Origin of the sequence: Sphingobacterium sp. Lzh-3 (assembly GCF_046764375.1) — a bacterium.
Classification (GTDB): domain Bacteria; phylum Bacteroidota; class Bacteroidia; order Sphingobacteriales; family Sphingobacteriaceae; genus Sphingobacterium.
Map to the genome: position 1 here is coordinate 3,701,529 of NZ_CP177226.1, position 18,848 is coordinate 3,720,376.

The 18,848-nt window shown below is 40.2% G+C and carries 19 protein-coding genes; 11 read left to right on the forward strand and 8 right to left on the reverse strand.

Going from position 1 to position 18,848, the window contains the following annotated elements; translation table 11 throughout:
- Positions 1–4: 4 nt before the first annotated feature.
- The gene (locus tag ACLCDV_RS15635) at positions 5–1,183 is read right to left on the reverse strand and encodes a C10 family peptidase (protein ID WP_411971585.1); all 1,179 of its coding nucleotides are present in this window, start codon (positions 1,181–1,183) and stop codon (positions 5–7) included.
- A gap of 517 nt (positions 1,184–1,700) precedes the next feature.
- Between ACLCDV_RS15635 and ACLCDV_RS15640 the strand changes: the two genes are divergently transcribed.
- Entirely contained in the window at positions 1,701–2,276 is a 576-nt protein-coding gene (locus ACLCDV_RS15640; RefSeq protein WP_411971586.1) for a TetR/AcrR family transcriptional regulator, read from the forward strand.
- On the opposite strand, the gene ACLCDV_RS15645 is transcribed toward ACLCDV_RS15640, so the two are convergent.
- From ACLCDV_RS15645 to ACLCDV_RS15655, 3 genes are all read right to left on the reverse strand, one after another.
- The gene (locus tag ACLCDV_RS15645) at positions 2,266–2,403 is read right to left on the reverse strand and encodes a hypothetical protein (protein WP_411971587.1); all 138 of its coding nucleotides are present in this window, start codon (positions 2,401–2,403) and stop codon (positions 2,266–2,268) included. The genes ACLCDV_RS15640 and ACLCDV_RS15645 overlap by 11 nt on opposite strands.
- A 161-nt stretch (positions 2,404–2,564) precedes the next feature.
- Positions 2,565–2,948: an NAD(P)H-dependent oxidoreductase gene (locus tag ACLCDV_RS15650; protein WP_411971588.1), complete on the reverse strand. Its 384-nt coding sequence runs from the start codon at positions 2,946–2,948 to the stop codon at positions 2,565–2,567.
- 141 nt (positions 2,949–3,089) lie between these two features.
- Positions 3,090–4,067 carry a hypothetical protein gene (locus tag ACLCDV_RS15655; protein WP_411971589.1) on the reverse strand — a complete coding sequence of 326 codons (978 nt, stop codon included), beginning with the start codon at positions 4,065–4,067 and terminating at the stop codon, positions 3,090–3,092.
- 98 nt (positions 4,068–4,165) lie between these two features.
- On the opposite strand from ACLCDV_RS15655, the gene ACLCDV_RS15660 reads away from it, so the two are divergent.
- From ACLCDV_RS15660 to ACLCDV_RS15680, 5 genes are all read left to right on the forward strand, one after another.
- Entirely contained in the window at positions 4,166–5,287 is a 1,122-nt protein-coding gene (locus tag ACLCDV_RS15660; protein WP_411971590.1) for a hydroxymethylglutaryl-CoA reductase, read from the forward strand.
- 1 nt (position 5,288) lies between these two features.
- Positions 5,289–5,870: a CDP-alcohol phosphatidyltransferase family protein gene (locus ACLCDV_RS15665; RefSeq protein WP_411971591.1), complete on the forward strand. Its 582-nt coding sequence runs from the start codon at positions 5,289–5,291 to the stop codon at positions 5,868–5,870.
- A gap of 2 nt (positions 5,871–5,872) precedes the next feature.
- Complete coding sequence (locus ACLCDV_RS15670; protein ID WP_333574860.1) at positions 5,873–6,583, forward strand: phosphatidate cytidylyltransferase; 711 nt, start codon at positions 5,873–5,875, stop codon at positions 6,581–6,583.
- 10 nt (positions 6,584–6,593) lie between these two features.
- A complete protein-coding gene (locus tag ACLCDV_RS15675; protein WP_333574859.1) occupies positions 6,594–7,265 on the forward strand; it encodes a phosphatidate cytidylyltransferase in 672 nt (223 codons plus the stop codon).
- Between the two features lie 189 nt (positions 7,266–7,454).
- Entirely contained in the window at positions 7,455–8,522 is a 1,068-nt protein-coding gene (locus ACLCDV_RS15680; RefSeq protein WP_411971592.1) for a serine hydrolase domain-containing protein, read from the forward strand.
- A 165-nt stretch (positions 8,523–8,687) separates the two neighbouring features.
- On the opposite strand, the gene ACLCDV_RS15685 is transcribed toward ACLCDV_RS15680, so the two are convergent.
- The gene (locus ACLCDV_RS15685; RefSeq protein ID WP_411971593.1) at positions 8,688–9,449 is read right to left on the reverse strand and encodes a response regulator transcription factor; all 762 of its coding nucleotides are present in this window, start codon (positions 9,447–9,449) and stop codon (positions 8,688–8,690) included.
- Positions 9,450–9,792: 343 nt separating this feature from the next.
- Here ACLCDV_RS15685 and ACLCDV_RS15690 point away from each other — a divergent pair, with 343 nt between their 5' ends.
- Together ACLCDV_RS15690 and ACLCDV_RS15695 are read left to right on the forward strand one after the other, a co-directional pair.
- Positions 9,793–11,595, forward strand: coding sequence for an IPT/TIG domain-containing protein (locus tag ACLCDV_RS15690; RefSeq protein ID WP_411971594.1), 1,803 nt, complete (start codon positions 9,793–9,795; stop codon positions 11,593–11,595).
- Positions 11,596–11,747: 152 nt separating this feature from the next.
- Complete coding sequence (locus ACLCDV_RS15695) at positions 11,748–14,075, forward strand: GAF domain-containing protein (RefSeq protein WP_317665965.1); 2,328 nt, start codon at positions 11,748–11,750, stop codon at positions 14,073–14,075.
- Between the two features lie 141 nt (positions 14,076–14,216).
- On the opposite strand, the gene ACLCDV_RS15700 is transcribed toward ACLCDV_RS15695, so the two are convergent.
- Complete coding sequence (locus ACLCDV_RS15700) at positions 14,217–14,768, reverse strand: dihydrofolate reductase family protein (RefSeq protein ID WP_411971595.1); 552 nt, start codon at positions 14,766–14,768, stop codon at positions 14,217–14,219.
- Between the two features lie 246 nt (positions 14,769–15,014).
- Between ACLCDV_RS15700 and ACLCDV_RS15705 the strand changes: the two genes are divergently transcribed.
- Positions 15,015–15,752 carry a DUF6597 domain-containing transcriptional factor gene (locus tag ACLCDV_RS15705; protein ID WP_411971596.1) on the forward strand — a complete coding sequence of 246 codons (738 nt, stop codon included), beginning with the start codon at positions 15,015–15,017 and terminating at the stop codon, positions 15,750–15,752.
- Positions 15,753–15,824: 72 nt separating this feature from the next.
- Positions 15,825–16,373: a dihydrofolate reductase family protein gene (locus ACLCDV_RS15710; RefSeq protein WP_317665960.1), complete on the forward strand. Its 549-nt coding sequence runs from the start codon at positions 15,825–15,827 to the stop codon at positions 16,371–16,373.
- A 160-nt stretch (positions 16,374–16,533) separates the two neighbouring features.
- On the opposite strand, the gene ACLCDV_RS15715 is transcribed toward ACLCDV_RS15710, so the two are convergent.
- A complete protein-coding gene (locus ACLCDV_RS15715; RefSeq protein ID WP_317665958.1) occupies positions 16,534–16,740 on the reverse strand; it encodes a hypothetical protein in 207 nt (68 codons plus the stop codon).
- 74 nt (positions 16,741–16,814) lie between these two features.
- Positions 16,815–17,396 carry a hypothetical protein gene (locus tag ACLCDV_RS15720; RefSeq protein WP_411971597.1) on the reverse strand — a complete coding sequence of 194 codons (582 nt, stop codon included), beginning with the start codon at positions 17,394–17,396 and terminating at the stop codon, positions 16,815–16,817.
- 323 nt (positions 17,397–17,719) lie between these two features.
- Between ACLCDV_RS15720 and ACLCDV_RS15725 the strand changes: the two genes are divergently transcribed.
- A complete protein-coding gene (locus ACLCDV_RS15725; protein WP_411971598.1) occupies positions 17,720–18,817 on the forward strand; it encodes a serine hydrolase domain-containing protein in 1,098 nt (365 codons plus the stop codon).
- Positions 18,818–18,848: the final 31 nt, after the last annotated feature.

Here is an 18,848-nt window from a genome sequence, read left to right on the forward strand (position 1 = left end):
TTATTTATCGGTATATACAATAAAATTCCCACTCATGTGGATATGTTTTTGGGGCATCATCCGTCCAGTGCGGAGAGTTTAATACAGTTAAGAAATACCCATTTGTTGATGGCCCCCAACCATAATTAACATGTATCATATCTGTTCCATCTGAAAAGACGCGATAGCCATCAGCGAGATAAGCATGTCCTGTTCCTTTGGGTATTCCTAAAAAATCTTTTTCTGTACGAGAACCTATTAATATTATGCCGTTACTGTACGTTCTTAAAGTTTTTTTAATATCAGCCTTATTCCTGCTTATATTCATACCAAAATCACTGAACAATTTTGCTCCGTCAGATGTACGAGCACCACTACCGTCAGACGTATACTTCATATCTACTGCTACACCAATCTCTCGCATAAACCTACCTACAATATCCGCTTGATTTGGGAATAGTTCCAAAAATCCCCTATTTCGGAAATGAATTAAATCATCAAAATTTAGTGGAACGTTATTGAACATTCCGATGTGTCTTGTAACTGTAAATGCTTGTGCTACGGCTGTTGCCACACAACCTGAAGGATAATGAGAAGGTGTATAACGGTCGAAAGGATCTCCCGACTGACCCCATTGAACGGGTACTTTGGGAAGCACCTCATCAACAAGTGTTACTGGACCTTTAGTAGATCCACCATCACTCCCATCGTTTGGAAGATCAACTGGTGGAAAAATTAATGTTTCTGGTGAATTGTTATAATCAAGTGCTGAAAGTAGGAATGAAAAGATTCCGATATTCTCTTGCTTATTGTTTAGTATATTCTCGAAAGAAAAATCATTATTATCTAAAATTGCCAATACGGGCAAACATGCTTTATTCCTTGATACAATCATTCCCCCGTCTTCATTTGGAACATAATAAAGTAATGTATCACCTGTACTAGATTTTCCGTTAAAATTGACTTGAGCACCTTGTAACATACCGACTGTTAAAGCCTGAACTTTTCCTGTTGAAGAAAAAGACTTATTAGCCTTCAATGGGTTTTCAGAATGTAGAAGCTGATAATTTGATGCGAGGCTTTTCGCCTCAATAATTGTCCTGATTTCTACATTTTTCTGGTTCTCAATTACAGGAAAATCATTCTTCGAACAGCCTCCTAATAACGCCGCTATCAATGTAGCTAACACAAATAGTTTATTCATTTTGGTATTTTAATTTTAAATCAACTCATTTCAACTTAAAAAGTTAAAAGAATCAAACAGTTAGTGCATGTAGATCTATTTAGAGGGATCTACAAATTCCTCTTGTTGATGCTTTCGCGTAAACTAGATCGCTAAACAGTGCATATTTCTTGCGCAAGAAACAGTTAATTCGAAAAAGACAGCTATTACCCCAATATAGTTTCGATACTTACTAGTTAAAAGAAATCGAAAATTATTAATAAAATCTCATCGAATAGCAAATCTATTATCCTAAAATATATAAAGTGGTAACATTTGCTTTTTTATATTATTTCTTTCATATCATTTTTTTTACATCGCTTTTTTGTATTAATAACCAGAAACTTATCAACACCAAAGAAAAATGGAGTAATTAATTATAGTTTAATTAACTATATTAGAATTCACACTAATTAAATTTTGGCAAGAATAGAAAAAATGCCAGGCATCGCTTCAATGGAATCAAAAGAAAGAAAACCCTATAAAGGGCAAAAAAGAAATGTTGAGCAAAAAAAAAAAACTATTTAAAGCGGCCGTCGGACAATTAATTAAATCCAAAGGTGTCGAAAGTCTCACACTAAATAAAATTGCAACCGAAGCCTCATTAAGTAAAAATTTGATTCATCGTTATTTTGGAAACCATAAAAACCTAATCGATCAATACTGTGAAGAAACAGAGTTTTGGCTTAATAAAGCATATCCTTTACAAACGTCCACGAAAAAAGAACACGTTACGTTGTTTAAAGATTCTTTAAAGCAACAATTTCTTTCCCTGAATACCAATCCAGAAGCACGTAAGCTTATGCTGTGGGAAATCACTGAAAATAACTTGAATACCTTAAATCTAGCGAGAAAAAAGGAAGAACTTGGTGAAATTTATCTAAAAGAATCAGATAAACTATTTTCTGATACAGTTGATATCCGAGCGATCTGTGCCATTCTTGTTGCAGCAGTCAATTATCTTGGTGCTCGAGCTGCAGTTCAAGAAAGTGCATTCTGTGGAATAGTAGTGAAAGTAGAAGAAGATAGGCTATTCAATATGATCGATCTAATAATCGACTTGATCATAAAATAAACCAATTTTCCGCATTTGATTTCTCCTTCTTCCCTTGCTTCACCTGTGCCGTATTATCTTCTTTACATCTCGTTTTCGGAAGGTCAATAATCAGCCCAAATTCATCCGATATTTCGTAACTTGCCATACACCGCAGCATTTTAAAATGGACTGTTTCCAATGTTATTTTTTCAATTATCAGCACAGATGTCCCCTTTTGTAATGCTCGATCGTTTGATGGTAAATACTAAAATTTAAAAACGATGAAAGAATTTATGCTAATCTTCCGGTTAAAGGCCGGCGCTGATTTCAAGCCTTCTCCAGCACAAATGCAGGAGCGTATGAACTGGCTGGCCAGTATTGCTGCTCAGGAAAAATTGGTTGAGCAGAAATGCCGAAATTATGCATTGGCGTACTGATGACGAGCGTGTCCGCCGCATTAATTCGCTCAATTAAATCATTCGCATAAACCAATGACTCAATCGAACAGTAATCTGGCGTATCTACTGGGGTATAAAATCCCTGAATCATCTCATGGGTATACAGAGGCGGAGGTGTATCAACCAGATCCCATGTGACAACCGAGGTTGAACCGTATTTTTTTCTGATACGATCGATAATTTCTTTGCCCAAATTTGTGCTATAGGAGCTGTCTGCTCTTGCACTTGATGTAATGTGTAAAATGGTCTTCATTCGTTTTAACGATTTTACGACTTAACGACCAAGAAAAACAAAAGGGGACACTCCATTCTTCGAAATAACATCCAATCCGAACATCACTCTCGTTCCGATCACCCAACTCAACCTTAACAATGTACCAATCGCTCTCTCTTCTTACATTTCATTATCCGCACTTACCTGTGCTTTATAGCGATCAATCTTTTGGTAAACCTTGTTAAAAAACATTTTCTTGTCCCGTGTTCCGGCCGTATTTAACAACCTGGAATTTTTGAGCTGATGCTGATAGAAATTGAAGGCGTGTCGACAGCTGTCTTTATCATTGGTAATGAAATAGCCCAGCATCGTATGCGGAACGAATAATGACTTTCTGTCGTTATTTCCAACTAGAACATTATTGTTTAAAATCAATAGCTCATGGTAGTACAGCTGGTACTGGTCATTGTTTGGCACACAACTTTTCTCCAGTGAAAACAGCAGTTCTTTAAGCTGCTCACAGAGCATCTTTCCGTTTTCGGCGGTCAGTAAGCCGGCCTGGGAAAAATAGATGATCTGCTGGAGTGTACTGTTAATTGTGGTATCATTCCAGATCTCTTTCACCCGGATGGACGAATAATAATCATAAAGCTTCTGCCCCCTACTATCGATCGGTGTTTTCGACAAAAAAGATTCGAAAGACAATTCCAAACCGTCTGGACTCAATAAATTGAGCCATACATATTTTTTGAATATGGATAAAAGCCCTGTATTGATGGTATAAAAGATCGGAATATCCTTTGCCGAGTAATACAGGTAAGTCTGAAGATTCGGTTCAAACTCCGTTAACGATTTAAACGAATGCTCCAGATAATTTGACAGATCATTAAAGGACTGGATTTCCGCTGTTTTTTTTACTAGGATGTGGTCACTTTGCTGAAATAGCTTATCCAAAGAAAGTGAAAAGCGATTTGCAAGCTGCACCGTCTCTCCTATTGAAAATTTGCTCTTCATTGAAATTCTGCGGTGCGCCGCATCATAACTAATATCAAGCGCGTCTGCAATCACCTCAATAAGAGATTTCGAGGGATCAATTTTCCGCTGTATTTCCTGAATCAACTTTTCCTGATACATAAGCCAATTATTTGCGATAATCACAAAAATAAAAATTTATATTATTGTTTCCCACAATTTTAACTGCGATTATCACAATAACTTTGGAAGACGATAAACATATATTTTATTAAAAGCCAGCTATGAAAACCCTATTAAATAAACAAGAGGAATTCGCAAGCCGATTCCCGATCTTGACAGACACCCGTCTATCGCCATCACTCTTCCAGGGCAACATTGAAAACTTCATCGGCATGAGTCAAGTCCCTACAGGGGTCATCGGCCCCCTTAAAGTTCATGGCACTTCAGCCAACGGAAATTACCATATTCCCCTTGCGACAACTGAGGGTGCATTGGTTGCATCCTATCATCGCGGATCTAAAGCCTGTTTGCTCGCCGGCGGGATTACATCGATCTGTCTGCAAGAAGGAGTTCAGAGAAGCCCTGTATTCAAATTTGAGAATATCAAGGATTTAAGTCTTTTTGTTTCCTGGTTCCTCGCAGAGAAAGAAAACTTTCAGGAAATCGTCAAACGCACAAGCAGATTTGCGAAGTTAACCGATACCCGCATACAGATTGAAGGCAACCATTTAACCATATCCTTTGAATATTTCACTGCCGATGCGGCTGGCCAGAATATGGTTACCATCTGCACAGAGGCCATCTGCCGGTTTATGATTGACTCTTGTCCTATTAAGCCCAGTCACTGGTTTATTGAGGGAAACAGCTCGGGAGACAAAAAAGCGACCGCCGCGGCTTTCAATCATGTCAGGGGTAAAAAGGTAACAGCTGAAATAACATTACCGGCCAACATCGTGTCCGAAGTCCTTAAAACTTCAGCCGAGCAGATGGATCGTTATTGGCGTACGTCCACCATGGGTGTTATCCAAAGTGGAGCTATAGGTGCACAGGGGCATTATGCCAATGGATTGGCCGCTTTGTTTTTGGCAACGGGTCAGGATGTCGCCTGCGTCGCCGAAGCGGCAACGGGTATCACGCGAATGGAGCATAATAAAGACGGATCCCTCTATGCGGCCGTGACTTTACCCAATCTTATTGTCGGCACTATTGGTGGTGGAACAGCACTTCCGACCCAAAGAGAGTGCCTGGAAATGATGGACTGTTATGGCGAAGGGAAGGCCATAAAATATGCCGAAATAGCTGCAGCCCTTGCACTCGCCGGAGAATTATCTATTGCCGCGGCCCTTTCGGCAGGTCATTTTACACAGGCACATCAAAAATTAGGCAGAAAAAAATCACTATAAAATGGAAACTAAAAAAGAAAACAGATGGAATGTGCCCAATGCACTTTCGGCCTACCGTATACTGGCATTACCCTTTATCAGCTATGCCCTTTTAACAGCAGACAGGGATCTCTTTATCCTATTACTGTCCATCAACCTGATTAGCGATATCCTCGATGGATTAATCGCCAGGCTATTTAACCTTCAGACAGAATTTGGCGCCAAAATAGATTCGATCGCAGATATCGGAACATACCTCATGGCATTCATCGGCATGATAACATTGGAAAAAGGATTTGTAATGGCCTATAAAATCGAATTTATCCTACTTATTGCCCTGTGGATTGTTCCCCAGATCTATGCTCTTATCCGATTTAAACGCTTTCCCAGCTTCCATTTATGGTCCTATAAATTAACAGGCTATCTTCAGAGCATATTTATCTTTAGCTATTTTGTACTCGGATTTAACAGCTTTTATTTCCACATAATGCTAACCGTAAGTTATTTGGCCTACCTGGAAGAATTAATCCTCGTGATTATTCTCCCGAAGTTACAATCCAATCTGAAAAGTATATTCCTTATCCAATTACAAAAAAAAGCTTAATTATGTATGTATTGATGGCGAATATAGTGTTGTTATTTTTTGGTATCGGGGCATTGGTCACGGGCTATCTCAATAAGAATAGTCAAGTTGCACAAGCCAGGGAACGCTGGTTAAAACTAGGTTTTTACTTCCTGATTTTGATCCTTGTCTTTTTTTCCATTTATATGGACTATGTCAGACTTTTGGCTATTTGCATTGGAATAGTTGGTTTCTACGAAATTGTCAAGGCCCACCTATATTCAGAACGACCGCTGCTATTCTTATGTCCTGTACTGGTCCTTTATCTCGCTCTTATAGCGGCGTTTATAAACTTCGGGCATAGGGCATCGACAGAAAAGGTTTGTTTTATCTATTTTATGGTGGTAATTTTTGATGGTTTCAGCCAGCTCTGCGGTCAATTATTCGGTAAAAGGAAACTTATTCCCTCGATTAGTCCCAATAAAACTGTTGAAGGTTTAATTGGCGCTTTGGTCATTGCTACTGGTACCAGCCTTTTCCTCTTTCCATCCATCGACCTGTCCATCACGCAAACTTTAAAGACCGCCCTTTTTATTTGCATTTCCGCATTGCTGGGCGATCTATTGGCTTCGTGGTACAAACGAAGCTGTCAAATTAAAGATTACGGCACCCTCATTCCAGGGCATGGCGGAATACTGGATCGATTTGACAGCTTTATATTCAGTGGAGCTATGTACGGACTAATTTATCTTTAAAAACAAGATTATGAAAAACGATTTAGAGAACATGCTCCTGTTAGGCACCCTTTTCTTGTTGCTATTCGGACTTGCTGAACTATTGTATCAACAGTTTAAGGTCAAAGCAGAGTTTACCCGAAAACTCGTTCATGTAGGTACGGGGATAATCTGCATATCATTTCCGATTTTGATCAGCAGTCACTGGTCTGTTTTCATCCTATGCGGATTGTTCACTTTGATATTATTGCTGTCCATCAAGTTCGATTTATTGAATTCTATCCATGCAATCGACCGAAAATCTGTCGGTAGCCTGGCCTATCCTGCTGGAGTCTATCTTTGCTTTCTCGCACAGACATTGTTAGACAAAGGAGCTATTTTTTATTATTTGCCCTTGCTCACCTTGGCAATATGTGATCCGATGGCAGCATTATCTGGCAAAAAATGGCCTTATGGTGCTTACCGTCTATTTGGTGCACGAAAAACACTACTAGGATCTGCAGTGTTCTTTGTATGCGCTTTGATTACCGTCGTTGTAATTGGACACTGTATGCAAGAGCCAAGCCTGCACATGAGCGAAATCACCATGATATGTACCCTGGCTCTCGTCGTGACCATAGCCGAAGCATGTAGCAAAGACGGTTACGACAATATAAGCATTCCGGTCAGTAGCATGCTCAGTCTGTATATGCTATTTCCCTGATAGCGAACAGTCCAAAAACCTTAATTTCGTTTGCAAAGTTATTGAATACGAATTCTTTGGCTATATTTATGCTATCATTGTTAGATCTATATGAAATCAACTCCTTTAAAAGTTATTTTTTTTTTCATTCTCACAATACAATTTTGTTTCGGACAAACTTCTCAGGACTCAATTTTAAGCAGCAACCCTTTGAAAACTTCGCTGGATAGCTTAGTTCAACGGTCGGCAAAACACTATCTACTATCCCCGATTACCGTTGACCTATCAATCGGAATAATAACAGGCGATTTAGCACAGCAATACCATTTTCACCGTGGTAAGGGCAATTTGAGTCGTACCAATACCATTTTCGGTTTAGGTTCCATTGCAAAAACGTTCGTCGGCATAATGCTTGCGCAGGCCGTCATCGAAAAGAAAGTAAATCTTGATGATGATATCCGAAAATATTTGCCTGGGGATTATCCAAATTTGCAGTATAAGGGGCATCCTGTTCGACTGGTAGATCTGGCAAACCACACTTCAGCCCTACCATCGATGTCGAGAAATTATGATGATAAATATCTCGATAGCATCACCAAATTGCCCCAGAAAGCATTTCGGGAGTTTTACCGTGTTTATACCGCCGACAGCCTGTTCCGGGATATGCGCAATTTTGTGCTTGATACGGTTCCTGGCACAAAATTCCGCTACAATGGAAATGCGATGATGGTGTTGATTGCCCTATTGGAACGAGTTTATCACAAACCCTACAACGATCTGGTCACTTCATATTTAAAAGATCAACTGGGCATGAAGGATACAAAACCACAGCTCTCGGCAAAGGATGAGCAGCGGCTCATCGCCGGTCATGATGACCGAGGAAAAGTGTTGCCCTTTATTCCAGACTATGGTTACAGAGCTGCTCCCTCCATGTTTTCAACACTCGGTGATATGCTCGAGTATGCATCCGCTAATCTAAAGAACAACCATGCAGCCATCGCACTAAGCCATAAAACTACGTTTACAAGGCCCGACGGTATGCACATGGGATTGGGTTGGATGATGGATAAGGAGGAAAATGGTCTCTCCTACCTTATGCACACAGGGCGCGACGGCTGTGGCTTCACTGCACTATGCTACCTATACCCCGAAAAGAATACCGCTATTATCATCCTTGCAAACGATAGTAGCGGCCAGGACAGATTAGCTGAACTGAAGGATACACTGCTCACAAATATGCTAAAACTCCGTAATTCAAATTCGTTTCAAACGCACTAACATGACACGGACTAGGCTTACGAATAACTAATGCCGCCGTCCGGCTTGCGCATAGATTCAACCGAAGTAAAAAAGGTTGCTTATTTTTTATCGGCTTACAGAAAAACAGCTTTTAATGTCAAAATTATACGGCTAATTTTCAAATTATCATTTGTCCCGATGGGTCTACAAAAATATTTGAAACCGCATCAGTTCGTTCATATTCTTGCACTGCAGTTTTCGAAGCAAATTGCGCCGGTGAGTCTTCACCGTTTCGCAGGATATGCTCAGGATATCCGCAATATTTTTATTGGCTTTTCCCTGCAAGATCAGCGTCAGGATCACTTTCTCCTTTGCAGTAAGCAGCATATAGTTTCGAATCCCCGCTGAAAAAAAACGCCGGTTTTTGATAACCTTAAGAATATCTAGCAGATATTCCGGAACTTCCGCACTGTCCACATCGAGGGTAATCCGCCCCTTGTTCTCATTGAGCAAAGACTCGACTTTCAGTAAGGGCGGCAGGGTTTCTGTTTCGGAAATAGGTCCATTGTTCGTTAAGTTAACCCGGTCCAGCGCGGTATTTTCATGCGAAAAGAAATGGGGTCTAAAGGTCGTTTTCCCATCCACGTACATATTCATCACGCTGATGCTCGTGTAGATATCGGAACTTAAGATATGCGCAACCTTATAGTCTATACCATGCCGACAGGCAGGTATATCCAGGAAATCAAGAATCCAGTTTTGTAGTTCCGTCGGAATGATATAACTCATGGAAGAGAGATCCCAGATTACCTTTTCAGGCACTATTTTCTCAAAAATTCCCTTGTACTCTTTGATTCCTGCGATGAGCTTTTCCGCTACATTGCAGTTATCCCACTTACCCATAAAAATATCGCGATCTTCATCGTAATACATGGCTAGGCTCTCTGATCTAAAAAGGCGTTCCATAGGCCAATATTGACTTTATTAAATTTAACCATTATTTGCAATACCAACAAAATTACTTTTCCGCCATCCGCCCCTGCGGCCCGCCACGATTCGCTACGATTCGCGCCCGATGAATACCTTCAAAACCAATTGCCCCCCACAAAACAAATATAAAACATTAAAAAAACAACAGATTACAGCTATCACAACAAACTATCGATACGATTATAAATACCCACAAGTGGGTATTTCAACAGTTCATCAGGACTGGTAATTTTAATAGTCATCATTACCTACTTAACATGAAGCCATCAAAACCCGACTGTTTCCAGTCAGAAAAAGATCAACATTTAAAACTTATACCATGAATAGATTCGTTATTTTTTTTGGAATATTCATTGTTTTGGGTATCCAAGCCTGTCATAAGGATAAAGACAATCCACCGGAACAAAGTACCAAATCGAAACTCGAGGATGTACTAACAGGAATAGATTCACTGAAATCTTTTACCGCCGACTTTAAAAGCGCTTCACTTACTGAGGAAGAGCTTAGTCAGGGTATCACAGTCTTTACCCTGAGTGAGCGGATCCTTGCCGATGTGTCTGTGGCAAAGAATAACCTGCAACCTGTGACCGCGGGAGGTCAAGATCTACCCCGGCTAAGGGCAGCAAATGAAGCCAATGGATCCGATTTTAAGGATGGCTCTTCCATCAAGGACTATATTGTCAAGGGCCGCTTTTCATTAAGCGATTTAACAGCCGACAAGAAATTGACTACACTAAGCGGCAAAACCATTACCGTTCAGGTCCTCAACGGTATGGTCTACTTAAACGGGGTACAGGTATTCAATAATCCCATCAGCAACAACAGTGCATTTGCTGTATTTGCCTTATCGTCCTTTATTAACTATGGTAGTATGCTCGCGCTGGACAACCAGGCACTCGCCAAAGCAGCACCAGGCATACCTGGGGGCATCTTAACGATCTTAGGTCAGAATTTCAGCGAGAAACCGGAGCAAAACCTCGTAACACTCAACGGCAAAAATGCCCTGGTAAATGAAGCTTCAAAAAATAAGCTGGTTATCACCATTCCCGCAGAAGCCACGACGGGATTGCTGACAGTAGCTGTCAACAATAAAACGGTGAGCAGCCTGTCGGCTATCCCCGTCTTATTGCCCAATGTAAGCACAGTCAGCGGCATACAAGCTTTGGGATGTCAGCATATTCAGGGCATCGCTGTCGACAACAACAATACCCTGTACTTCACCGATCCGTCCAACCACCGCACCCTATCCTACGATGCAAATGGGCATGCCGCCATCTATCAGCCACTGAGCCCACCCGTTAAAGACATCAACGGCGACGGAATTATTGATGCCAATGATGCCGAACTTATCATCACGGATCCCTGGGCGATTACCTTGGGTAACGACGGAAAAATATATGTGGGCGGAAAAAACAACGAAATCCCCGGCATATTCCGCTTCAGCCCCAATACGCCAAAGCAAACCGAACATTGGGCCGGTAGCAGCGACTTAAATCTAGAAGGGCGCCGCTTAAATACGGGCATGAGTCCAATTGCCCTTTTAGCCGATGGCGAGACGATCCTGTATGCAAATAACTTTAGCAATCAGCAATATGTGGTCAACAGGATTGCTGGCGACAATATTATGGGCTGGTTGTATAATATCAACTTATTAAATGTAGACCCTACCTACCAGCAATCTGCCACGATGCTGGGCATGACAAAAATGAAAAACGCAAGTACCTTTTACTTTGCTGATGGTACTGGTAAACGTATATGGAAAAAAGATCAAAATGGGCTTTACCTCCTTGCCGGAGCCAATAATAACAACCATAAACCCGCCCAGGACGGTCAGGGCAATGCAGCATTATTTGGCAGTCCGATGGGTATAGCCCTGTACTCAGACCAGTATATTGTCGTCTGTGATAACGACTACAACAACCACAATTATAGTATCCGGGTTGTCAATAGCTATGGTGTAGTGACCACCATTGCTGGTGGCAACAACCCGACCAACAGCAGCAAAGACGGTATCGGCAAAGCAGCACAGTTTAATGGCGTCAATGCCATTGCAGTCGATAAGGACAATATGCTCTACGTGGCATCTGATGACGGATCTATACGAAAAATTCAGTTCAAATAGGGTATCCAAAATAAGGGTACCCATAAAACCGGCCTTCCCGAAACCCGAAGCGCGACGTTTTTATCCGTCCGCTTTGGGTTTTCTTTTCGCAGATTATTTTATATTTTTGTACATCTTCCAGCAATAATCTAATTTATTCGGGAACAACCATTATGCAGTTTAACTTCGCCTTTGATTCCAGTCCGTTTAAAACCCTGATCGCTTTTCATAAGATTATACCATCCTTTGAAGCAGCGGCCCTATCGCCGGTTGGCTTTCAGGCCAGCTATGCCCGATCGCTGCTGGAAGAAATCAGCAAATACCCCGAACTTATCGATGGGGTCGAAAAAGCAGAAGACCTGCTGCGCTATGAGCCTATTATCAAGGTGCTGCTGGCCGACCTGTTCCCAAGCTCACTGACACATAATGAGATTAAGGCCATTACCATTCCCTTCCATCTCTATACGTTCAACCATACCGCAAGACTGGAAAAAATATTAGCGGATGCCGGCGATCACTATGAATTTAGCCTTCGTGATATCTCGCCCGATACCTATTATATTCTCAATTGCTGCGTTATCATCAGCCAGTATTATGGCTTTAAGGTGGATGCCATGGATGCCCCCCTCTTTTTGGATATTCCAGACAAGGATAATATCATCCATCATTACCGCGTCCTTTTCAATGCCGATTTTATCGATGTCCTTCCGACAGAACGGGCGCTCGAACTTTCGGAAGAAGATATTATCGAACTGATCGACAACTTTTCGGATATTGCCCTATGGAAGTCCAAATTCCCCGAGCAGAGCTGGATCCTGAAAGGATTTTCCATTATGACGCTTTTTGATGCCACTATTGAAAATGCGGTATCCAGCTTCAAGAGCAATCTGCTGCGCGAAAAAAGTGCTGTCCAACTTGCAGAAATAGAAAGCATTTTCCGGTCGATTTATAAAATAAATGATCTGCGCATCGGATTGACCTCCTTTGAAAAGGTCAGGAACGAGTACAACTTACGGATTGTCGAAAAACAGCTGTACAGTCATCTGCTTTACGACTCGACGATCGAGGAATGTGAAAACATGCTCTGCAGCGAGACCTTGGAAAACCTGCTCACCAAGGACGAATATTTTGTTGTACCGGATATTGACAAGCTGCCGTTGGATGATCCAAAGCAGGCCTATTTTATCAACAAACTCAAGCAGCAACAAGTAAAGAGCTTTATTTTTGTTCCCCTGGTCGAAGGCGACAAAGTGCTGGGTCTACTGGAAATGTCCTCGTCCAAGGTTCGGGAACTCAATTCGGTCAATGCCAACAAGCTCAACTTCATCTTGCCCTTTATCAAGGATAAAGTCTCGAAAGCCTTTGCAGAAACAGAAAATCAGATCGAAGCGGTGATCCAAAAGGAATATACCGCTATACACCCGAGTGTCAAATGGCGATTTCAGGAAGAAGCCATGCATTTCCTCAACGACCGCGCCTTTGGAAAAGACTATGCCCTGCAGGAAATTGTCTTTGACCATGTTTATCCGCTCTATGGGCAGATCGACGTACAGGGCTCCTCAGAATCCCGCAATCAGGCCATCCGCCAAGATCTGATCAATCAGAGCAAGGAACTGATCGCATTGTTCACGGCGGTCAACCAAACGCAGCGATTACCGCTCTTTGAGCAGAAGGTCTTCGACCTGGAAAGAAACCTGACGACGCTGCAGCAAGCGCTGCTGACCGATACGGAACAGCTTATGCTCGATTATTTTAACCAGGATATTCACCCTATTTTGGAGAATTTCAGGAAAAACAACAAAAATAGCGTCGCCACCGAAGCCATCGACAGCTATTTTGAGCGGATCAACCTCTCTATCGGCGGTTTTTATGAGGCCCGACAGGATTATGACAACTCCATCACGCTGATCAACAAAAGGCTGGTGGCGATCCTCGACGAAAAGCAGGTGGAAGCCCAAGAATACTTTCCTCATTATTACGAGCGCTACAAGACAGATGGTATCGAGCACAACATGTATATCGGGGCCTCCATCGCTCCCGACAAAAATTTTGACCTCTATTACTTAAGGAATTTACGTTTATGGCAATTGCAGGTCATGTGTGAGATGGAAAGTCAGTTTAGGCAGCTGCAGCCCGAGTTACCACATCAGCTGGAGGTAACCTCCCTGATCCTAGTCTTCGCTACTCCCATTTCCATCCGTTTCCGCATGGACGAGAAACAGTTCGATATCGATGGATCCTACAATGTACGCTACGAGATTGCTAAGAAACGAATTGACAAAGCCAAGATCAAGGGTTCTACAGAGCGCATTACCCAAAAAGGCAAATTGGTCATTGTCTATTCCAATGTACACGAAGAGGCTGAATACCTCAGCTATATCAACCTATTGCAGCACAAAGGGCTAATAGACAGCGAAATAGAACACTTTGAGGTAGAAGATCTTCAGGGATTGGTCGGATTGAAAGCGATCCGCGTTAGGTTTAAGTTTGGAGATACATAGCCGTTTCCTTTACAAGTAAGCCCAATTCAAGCGATTTCTTTTCCTCCAACAGAACCCGGTCATCGATCAGTTTTGTTGTGTGCAACCAATAGATAGACGACATAGAATTGTCAGGTGCTGGGCGATAATCTTATAGTCTAATTAAGGATGGATGGGTCGATAGTATAACAGGACAGAACCATTAGTAAAAACCTTAGTTTTTACCAGCTTAAAAATAATCCTATCATCTATTTCTTCAAATAATGGCAACCCTCGTCCAACAACAATGGGATAAATGCACAATTGAAATTCGTCGATTAAGTTAAGATTCAGGAGCTGTATAATTAAACTTCGACTCCCTACCAAAATATTACTACCGGATTGCAGTTTAAGCTTCAATATCTCATCTTCAAGTGCTCCATTGGCCAACTTTGCACTTTCCCATTCTATGTTTTTTAGGCTATTTGAAAAAACGAGTTTTGGAATTTTATCGATAGCCGACGCAAAGTCATCCATTGATTTCTCTCCTACAGGAGTTTTCACAAAAGAACGCCAATATTCCATTAGCTGGTAGGTAATTCGACCATATAGAATGACATCTCCACCATTTAAAAGATCCGTATAATGCGTATGTATTTCCGCATCGGGAATACCAGCTGTATGATCACAAAACCCGTCAAGTGTCATATTGAATGCTGCAATTACTTTTCTCATATCCTTATCGTAAGATTATTACCACAATAAATTTAAAATTTAAAATACAAAATGGGCTTCCCCTAAGACAAGAAATAAGAATAAGTAATTATTTAAATCCTATTCCATCAAACTTTATGGTTTTAAATTTTTAATTTTAATAAACTTAATATAAACAGCTTGAGACGATAAACATCATTCGGCTTTTACTAATTGAATTTTACGATAGCATGTATGCTCAACTAGAGCACAAGGTGGCAAGTAAAAATGGAATATACAAAAATCAAACCTTACAAAGAACTGGAACCCTTTATTCATTTCTATTGGGAACTAAAAGGAAGTAATGAGTTGGGTCGGCAATGTGAACGAGTCTTCCCCGATGGTTGTGTGGGTTTAATCATGAATGTGGGAGATAGCTGTGTAACTGACAACGGTTCCGTTTCCATGGAATTTGGTAAAACTTATGTAGTTGGCGCCATGACGTCATATAAAGATAGCTTCATCGAAAGTGAAACTCACTTACTGGGCGTTTGCTTCAAACCCGCAGCTTTCGCTAATTTCTATAAATATGAACCGCAAAAAGTATTGATTAATGATACAATTGAATTTGAAAAATCCAATTCCTTTGAGCTTGATAAAGTGCTTCTTAACCCAATCGATTATTTTAACCGACTGTATTCGGATAAAATAGTAAACAAGACCAACTTACTACAAGGAGTTCTCAATGATATAAATTCAACGCATGGGCAAATTGGTATATCTGCTCTGTCGAAGCGTAATTTCACAACCGTTAGACAACTTGAAAGGAGCTTCAAGAAGCATATTGGTTTGTCACCGAAAGAATATTCGAATATTATCCGTTTTCAACGGGCATTAAGTATCATCAAAAATTCAGATGAAAATAAGAGTTTATCAGATATTGCCTTTGAATGTGGCTACTATGACCATGCACACCTCAGCAATGAAATTAAGAGAAATACAGGGATGGCACCATCACAAATTTAAAATTGTCGTATTTTTCCAAAGTTCGATATTTATCCACAGCTAATTTTGTATAAAACTTTAAATTGAATACAAATGCGAAAAATATCACTTTTCATTGCAATGAGTTTAGATGGTTATATTGCAAAACCCAATGACGATCTCAGTTTTTTAGGGCTTGTAGAAAAGGAGGGCGAGGATTACGGCTATTCAGAGTTTATAGATACCATTGATACCTTAATTGTTGGTAGAAAGACTTATGAATATGTCCTTAAAAATGTTGGCTCATCCCATTATGACAATGGACAACGGGATGTATATGTAATAACAAGAACAGAAAGGCCCAATGTAGGCAGAACGATTTTCTATACCGGAGATTTGGTCAAATTGCTTACAAAACTAAAGTCCCGGCAAGGAAAAGATATTTACTGTGATGGCGGAGCCGAGATAATCAATGAATTGCTGAAGAATGATTTAATAGACGAGTTGATAATTTCGATTGTACCAGTTTTACTGGGCGATGGAACAAGACTGTTCAATGAAGGGAGACCCGAACAAACACTTAAACTTACGACAGCAAAGGCATTTGAAACAGGACTAACCCAATTACACTACATCAAAAAACTCCAGCAAGAGGAGATTTAGTGGAATGCGCCAATTATCAAATACATTTGCCAATAAAGGCAGCTGTCACTATACGTTAGGGTGATTACCATGAAGAGGGGCACAAAGCAAAGCAGCTGCCCCTCTGATAATCTAATAAGACTTAAAAGTCACCGCCCTTCTATTAAAGCACCGACTATCCTCATACTACTTTTACAAATTCACCTTTGAAATCGAAAATAAGCGCATCTCCCCCCCTAATATCGATTCTATACGAATTACAATCTTTTTCAATAAACTCAATCAGGCTCCCGGGATGATTTTTCATAATAAAAGTCAAAATGTTGCGTCTGATATCCTGTGAAGCAAGTTTTCCATCCGTTCCGGCTACTAAATTCCAATTGACCATATGATTTAAGCTTTAAAATGTTATAAAAATCTAAACTTAAACATCAATATGGGAAAGAAATGGGAAAGCTATACTTATTTCCCCAACCTAAATCCAACCGTGATCCCACCAACCGGTGTAAATTCGCTTTGGCTATCGTAAAAACTCACACCCGGCCCAATACCAACATTCATCATAAAACGCTCACCATAAGTTCGCTGGATACCCCACAACGCTCCTAGCGTTAAAGTAAAATCAGCGACATACACATTATCACTCTTCAATATAGAAGGACCAGCAGCTCCAACCACGCCTGCAATATAATTGCCCGAATTATGTGCTATTTTTTTCCCTTTCTGAAGCCTTTTATTTAAATTATAATAATGTCGCACTTGCATATCGACCGTTGGGCGAAATGCATATCCCCACTCAGAATCTTCATGATGATAATCGTTAATCGTTATCGATGTTTGACTGTATAATACAGCCCCTGATAGAGGCCCTGAAAAGCGCAATGTTGTCTTATTTCCAATCCCCATTTCGTAAGACAAATTAGTAAGGATGTTATAAGCAAATTGATGATCCTCAACTTTGGCTTCAGATACTGTATTCGTTTGCGCAAAAGACACAGAGCTCAAAGCTGCCATCATAAGAATGGTAAGATAATTTCTTCTCATAAATAATTAATAATTTGATGCCGCAAAGATATTAAAATAAGTAATATCTAAAAACGCTACCCCCATTGCTATTTCTTAAGATATTTAACCGCAAAACAAAACATAAAAACGGGTTCCGTTCATTAAATGTTCCTTGGGTATAATTTTTATATTTAATTATAAGGATTATTATTTTAATTCTTATTTTCACAAAGTCAATAGATTTCAAAATCCGTTTCCGAGAAATTGTATCACCTACAGCTTTGCATTATTCATAGTAAAGTAGACTTGCAAGTATTCAGACAATTTTTGTATCCAGGTGCATAATGTTTAGAAAAAAATATATGAAAAAAATAGTGTTGTTAAACTCTTTGTTTATTCCATTGATTGGATTTGGTCAATTACAGACAGTTTTTAAGCATAAAGTAGATTCTATCTATGATAAAAACAAGGATGCTATCGGTATTATTGTTCATGTAGAAGCACCGAAAAAAAATATTTCATGGAGTTATGCAAAAGGAATAACAAACAAGAGCACAAACAAAACCTTAGAACATCAACAACCTGTTTTAATTGCAAGCAATACAAAACCATATGTGGCTGCGGCAATTTTAAGATTAGTTGAAAAAGGTGAATTTACTTTAGATCAACCGATTGTAAGTCTATTATCGAAAAAAACACGCCATTTATTCGAAAATGATGGTTATAATCTGGAGATAATTACAATAAAGCACCTGCTTTCACATACCTCGGGCATCCAGGATTACGTTGATGAAGATTATTTTGAACTCGTTAATCAGCATCCCAAATATAAATGGAAAAAAGAAGAGCAGATCAAAAGATCCATCGATATCGGCAGCCCTCAGCCTGTCGGAGAAAAATTTAGTTATGCAGATATCAATTATTTACTCCTTACCGAAATTATTGAGCAAAAGACAAACCTACCATTTTATGCAGCTGTTCGGCAACTACTTAGATTCAAAGAATTAAATCTGACGAGGACATGGTTCATAAACTTAGAAAACGATCCCGAAAATACCCTACCACTTGCCCATCAATATGCGGACAAGTACAATTGGGATTCATACACGATTGATCCATCTTGGGATCTATATGGAGGTGGTGGAATCGCTTCAACCGCCAAAGAGACTGCCCTGTTTTTTCAATATGTATTTGATGGGAAAATCATTCAGGATAAACAGCTACTTGAAGCAATGCATACCTACGTTTTGCCTCCAGATAAATCTAAATATTGTTTGGGAATTTATCACTTCGATCTGGGATTCAACGCCTACTATCATGGCGGTTGGTGGGGAACAGATGTGATCTATTCGCCGGAGTCTGATGCAACGATCGCTGTCTTTACACTGCAAAAAGAATTTCAGCACCTTATCAATCCATTTATCGGAAAAGAATTTCAAAAACTATTAATTGCGGAATAAAAAATAAAATAGTAAGCAGCTTCGCTACATT

Excerpts from the sequence above, each read along its gene's own strand:
- ACLCDV_RS15650 (WP_411971588.1), bottom strand. The coding sequence starts at position 2,948 with ATGAAGACCATTTTACACATTACATCAAGTGCAAGAGCAGACAGCTCC.
- ACLCDV_RS15705 (WP_411971596.1), top strand. The coding sequence starts at position 15,015 with ATGGAATATACAAAAATCAAACCTTACAAAGAACTGGAACCCTTTATT.
- ACLCDV_RS15720 (WP_411971597.1), bottom strand. The coding sequence starts at position 17,396 with ATGAGAAGAAATTATCTTACCATTCTTATGATGGCAGCTTTGAGCTCT.
- ACLCDV_RS15725 (WP_411971598.1), top strand. The coding sequence starts at position 17,720 with ATGAAAAAAATAGTGTTGTTAAACTCTTTGTTTATTCCATTGATTGGA.
- ACLCDV_RS15690 (WP_411971594.1), top strand. The coding sequence starts at position 9,793 with ATGAATAGATTCGTTATTTTTTTTGGAATATTCATTGTTTTGGGTATC.
- ACLCDV_RS15645 (WP_411971587.1), bottom strand. The coding sequence starts at position 2,403 with ATGGCAAGTTACGAAATATCGGATGAATTTGGGCTGATTATTGACCTT.
- ACLCDV_RS15660 (WP_411971590.1), top strand. The coding sequence starts at position 4,166 with ATGAAAACCCTATTAAATAAACAAGAGGAATTCGCAAGCCGATTCCCG.
- ACLCDV_RS15640 (WP_411971586.1), top strand. The coding sequence starts at position 1,701 with ATGTTGAGCAAAAAAAAAAAACTATTTAAAGCGGCCGTCGGACAATTA.
- ACLCDV_RS15635 (WP_411971585.1), bottom strand. The coding sequence starts at position 1,183 with ATGAATAAACTATTTGTGTTAGCTACATTGATAGCGGCGTTATTAGGA.
- ACLCDV_RS15685 (WP_411971593.1), bottom strand. The coding sequence starts at position 9,449 with ATGGAACGCCTTTTTAGATCAGAGAGCCTAGCCATGTATTACGATGAA.
- ACLCDV_RS15715 (WP_317665958.1), bottom strand. The coding sequence starts at position 16,740 with ATGGTCAATTGGAATTTAGTAGCCGGAACGGATGGAAAACTTGCTTCA.
- ACLCDV_RS15670 (WP_333574860.1), top strand. The coding sequence starts at position 5,873 with ATGTATGTATTGATGGCGAATATAGTGTTGTTATTTTTTGGTATCGGG.
- ACLCDV_RS15675 (WP_333574859.1), top strand. The coding sequence starts at position 6,594 with ATGAAAAACGATTTAGAGAACATGCTCCTGTTAGGCACCCTTTTCTTG.
- ACLCDV_RS15665 (WP_411971591.1), top strand. The coding sequence starts at position 5,289 with ATGGAAACTAAAAAAGAAAACAGATGGAATGTGCCCAATGCACTTTCG.
- ACLCDV_RS15710 (WP_317665960.1), top strand. The coding sequence starts at position 15,825 with ATGCGAAAAATATCACTTTTCATTGCAATGAGTTTAGATGGTTATATT.
- ACLCDV_RS15695 (WP_317665965.1), top strand. The coding sequence starts at position 11,748 with ATGCAGTTTAACTTCGCCTTTGATTCCAGTCCGTTTAAAACCCTGATC.
- ACLCDV_RS15700 (WP_411971595.1), bottom strand. The coding sequence starts at position 14,768 with ATGAGAAAAGTAATTGCAGCATTCAATATGACACTTGACGGGTTTTGT.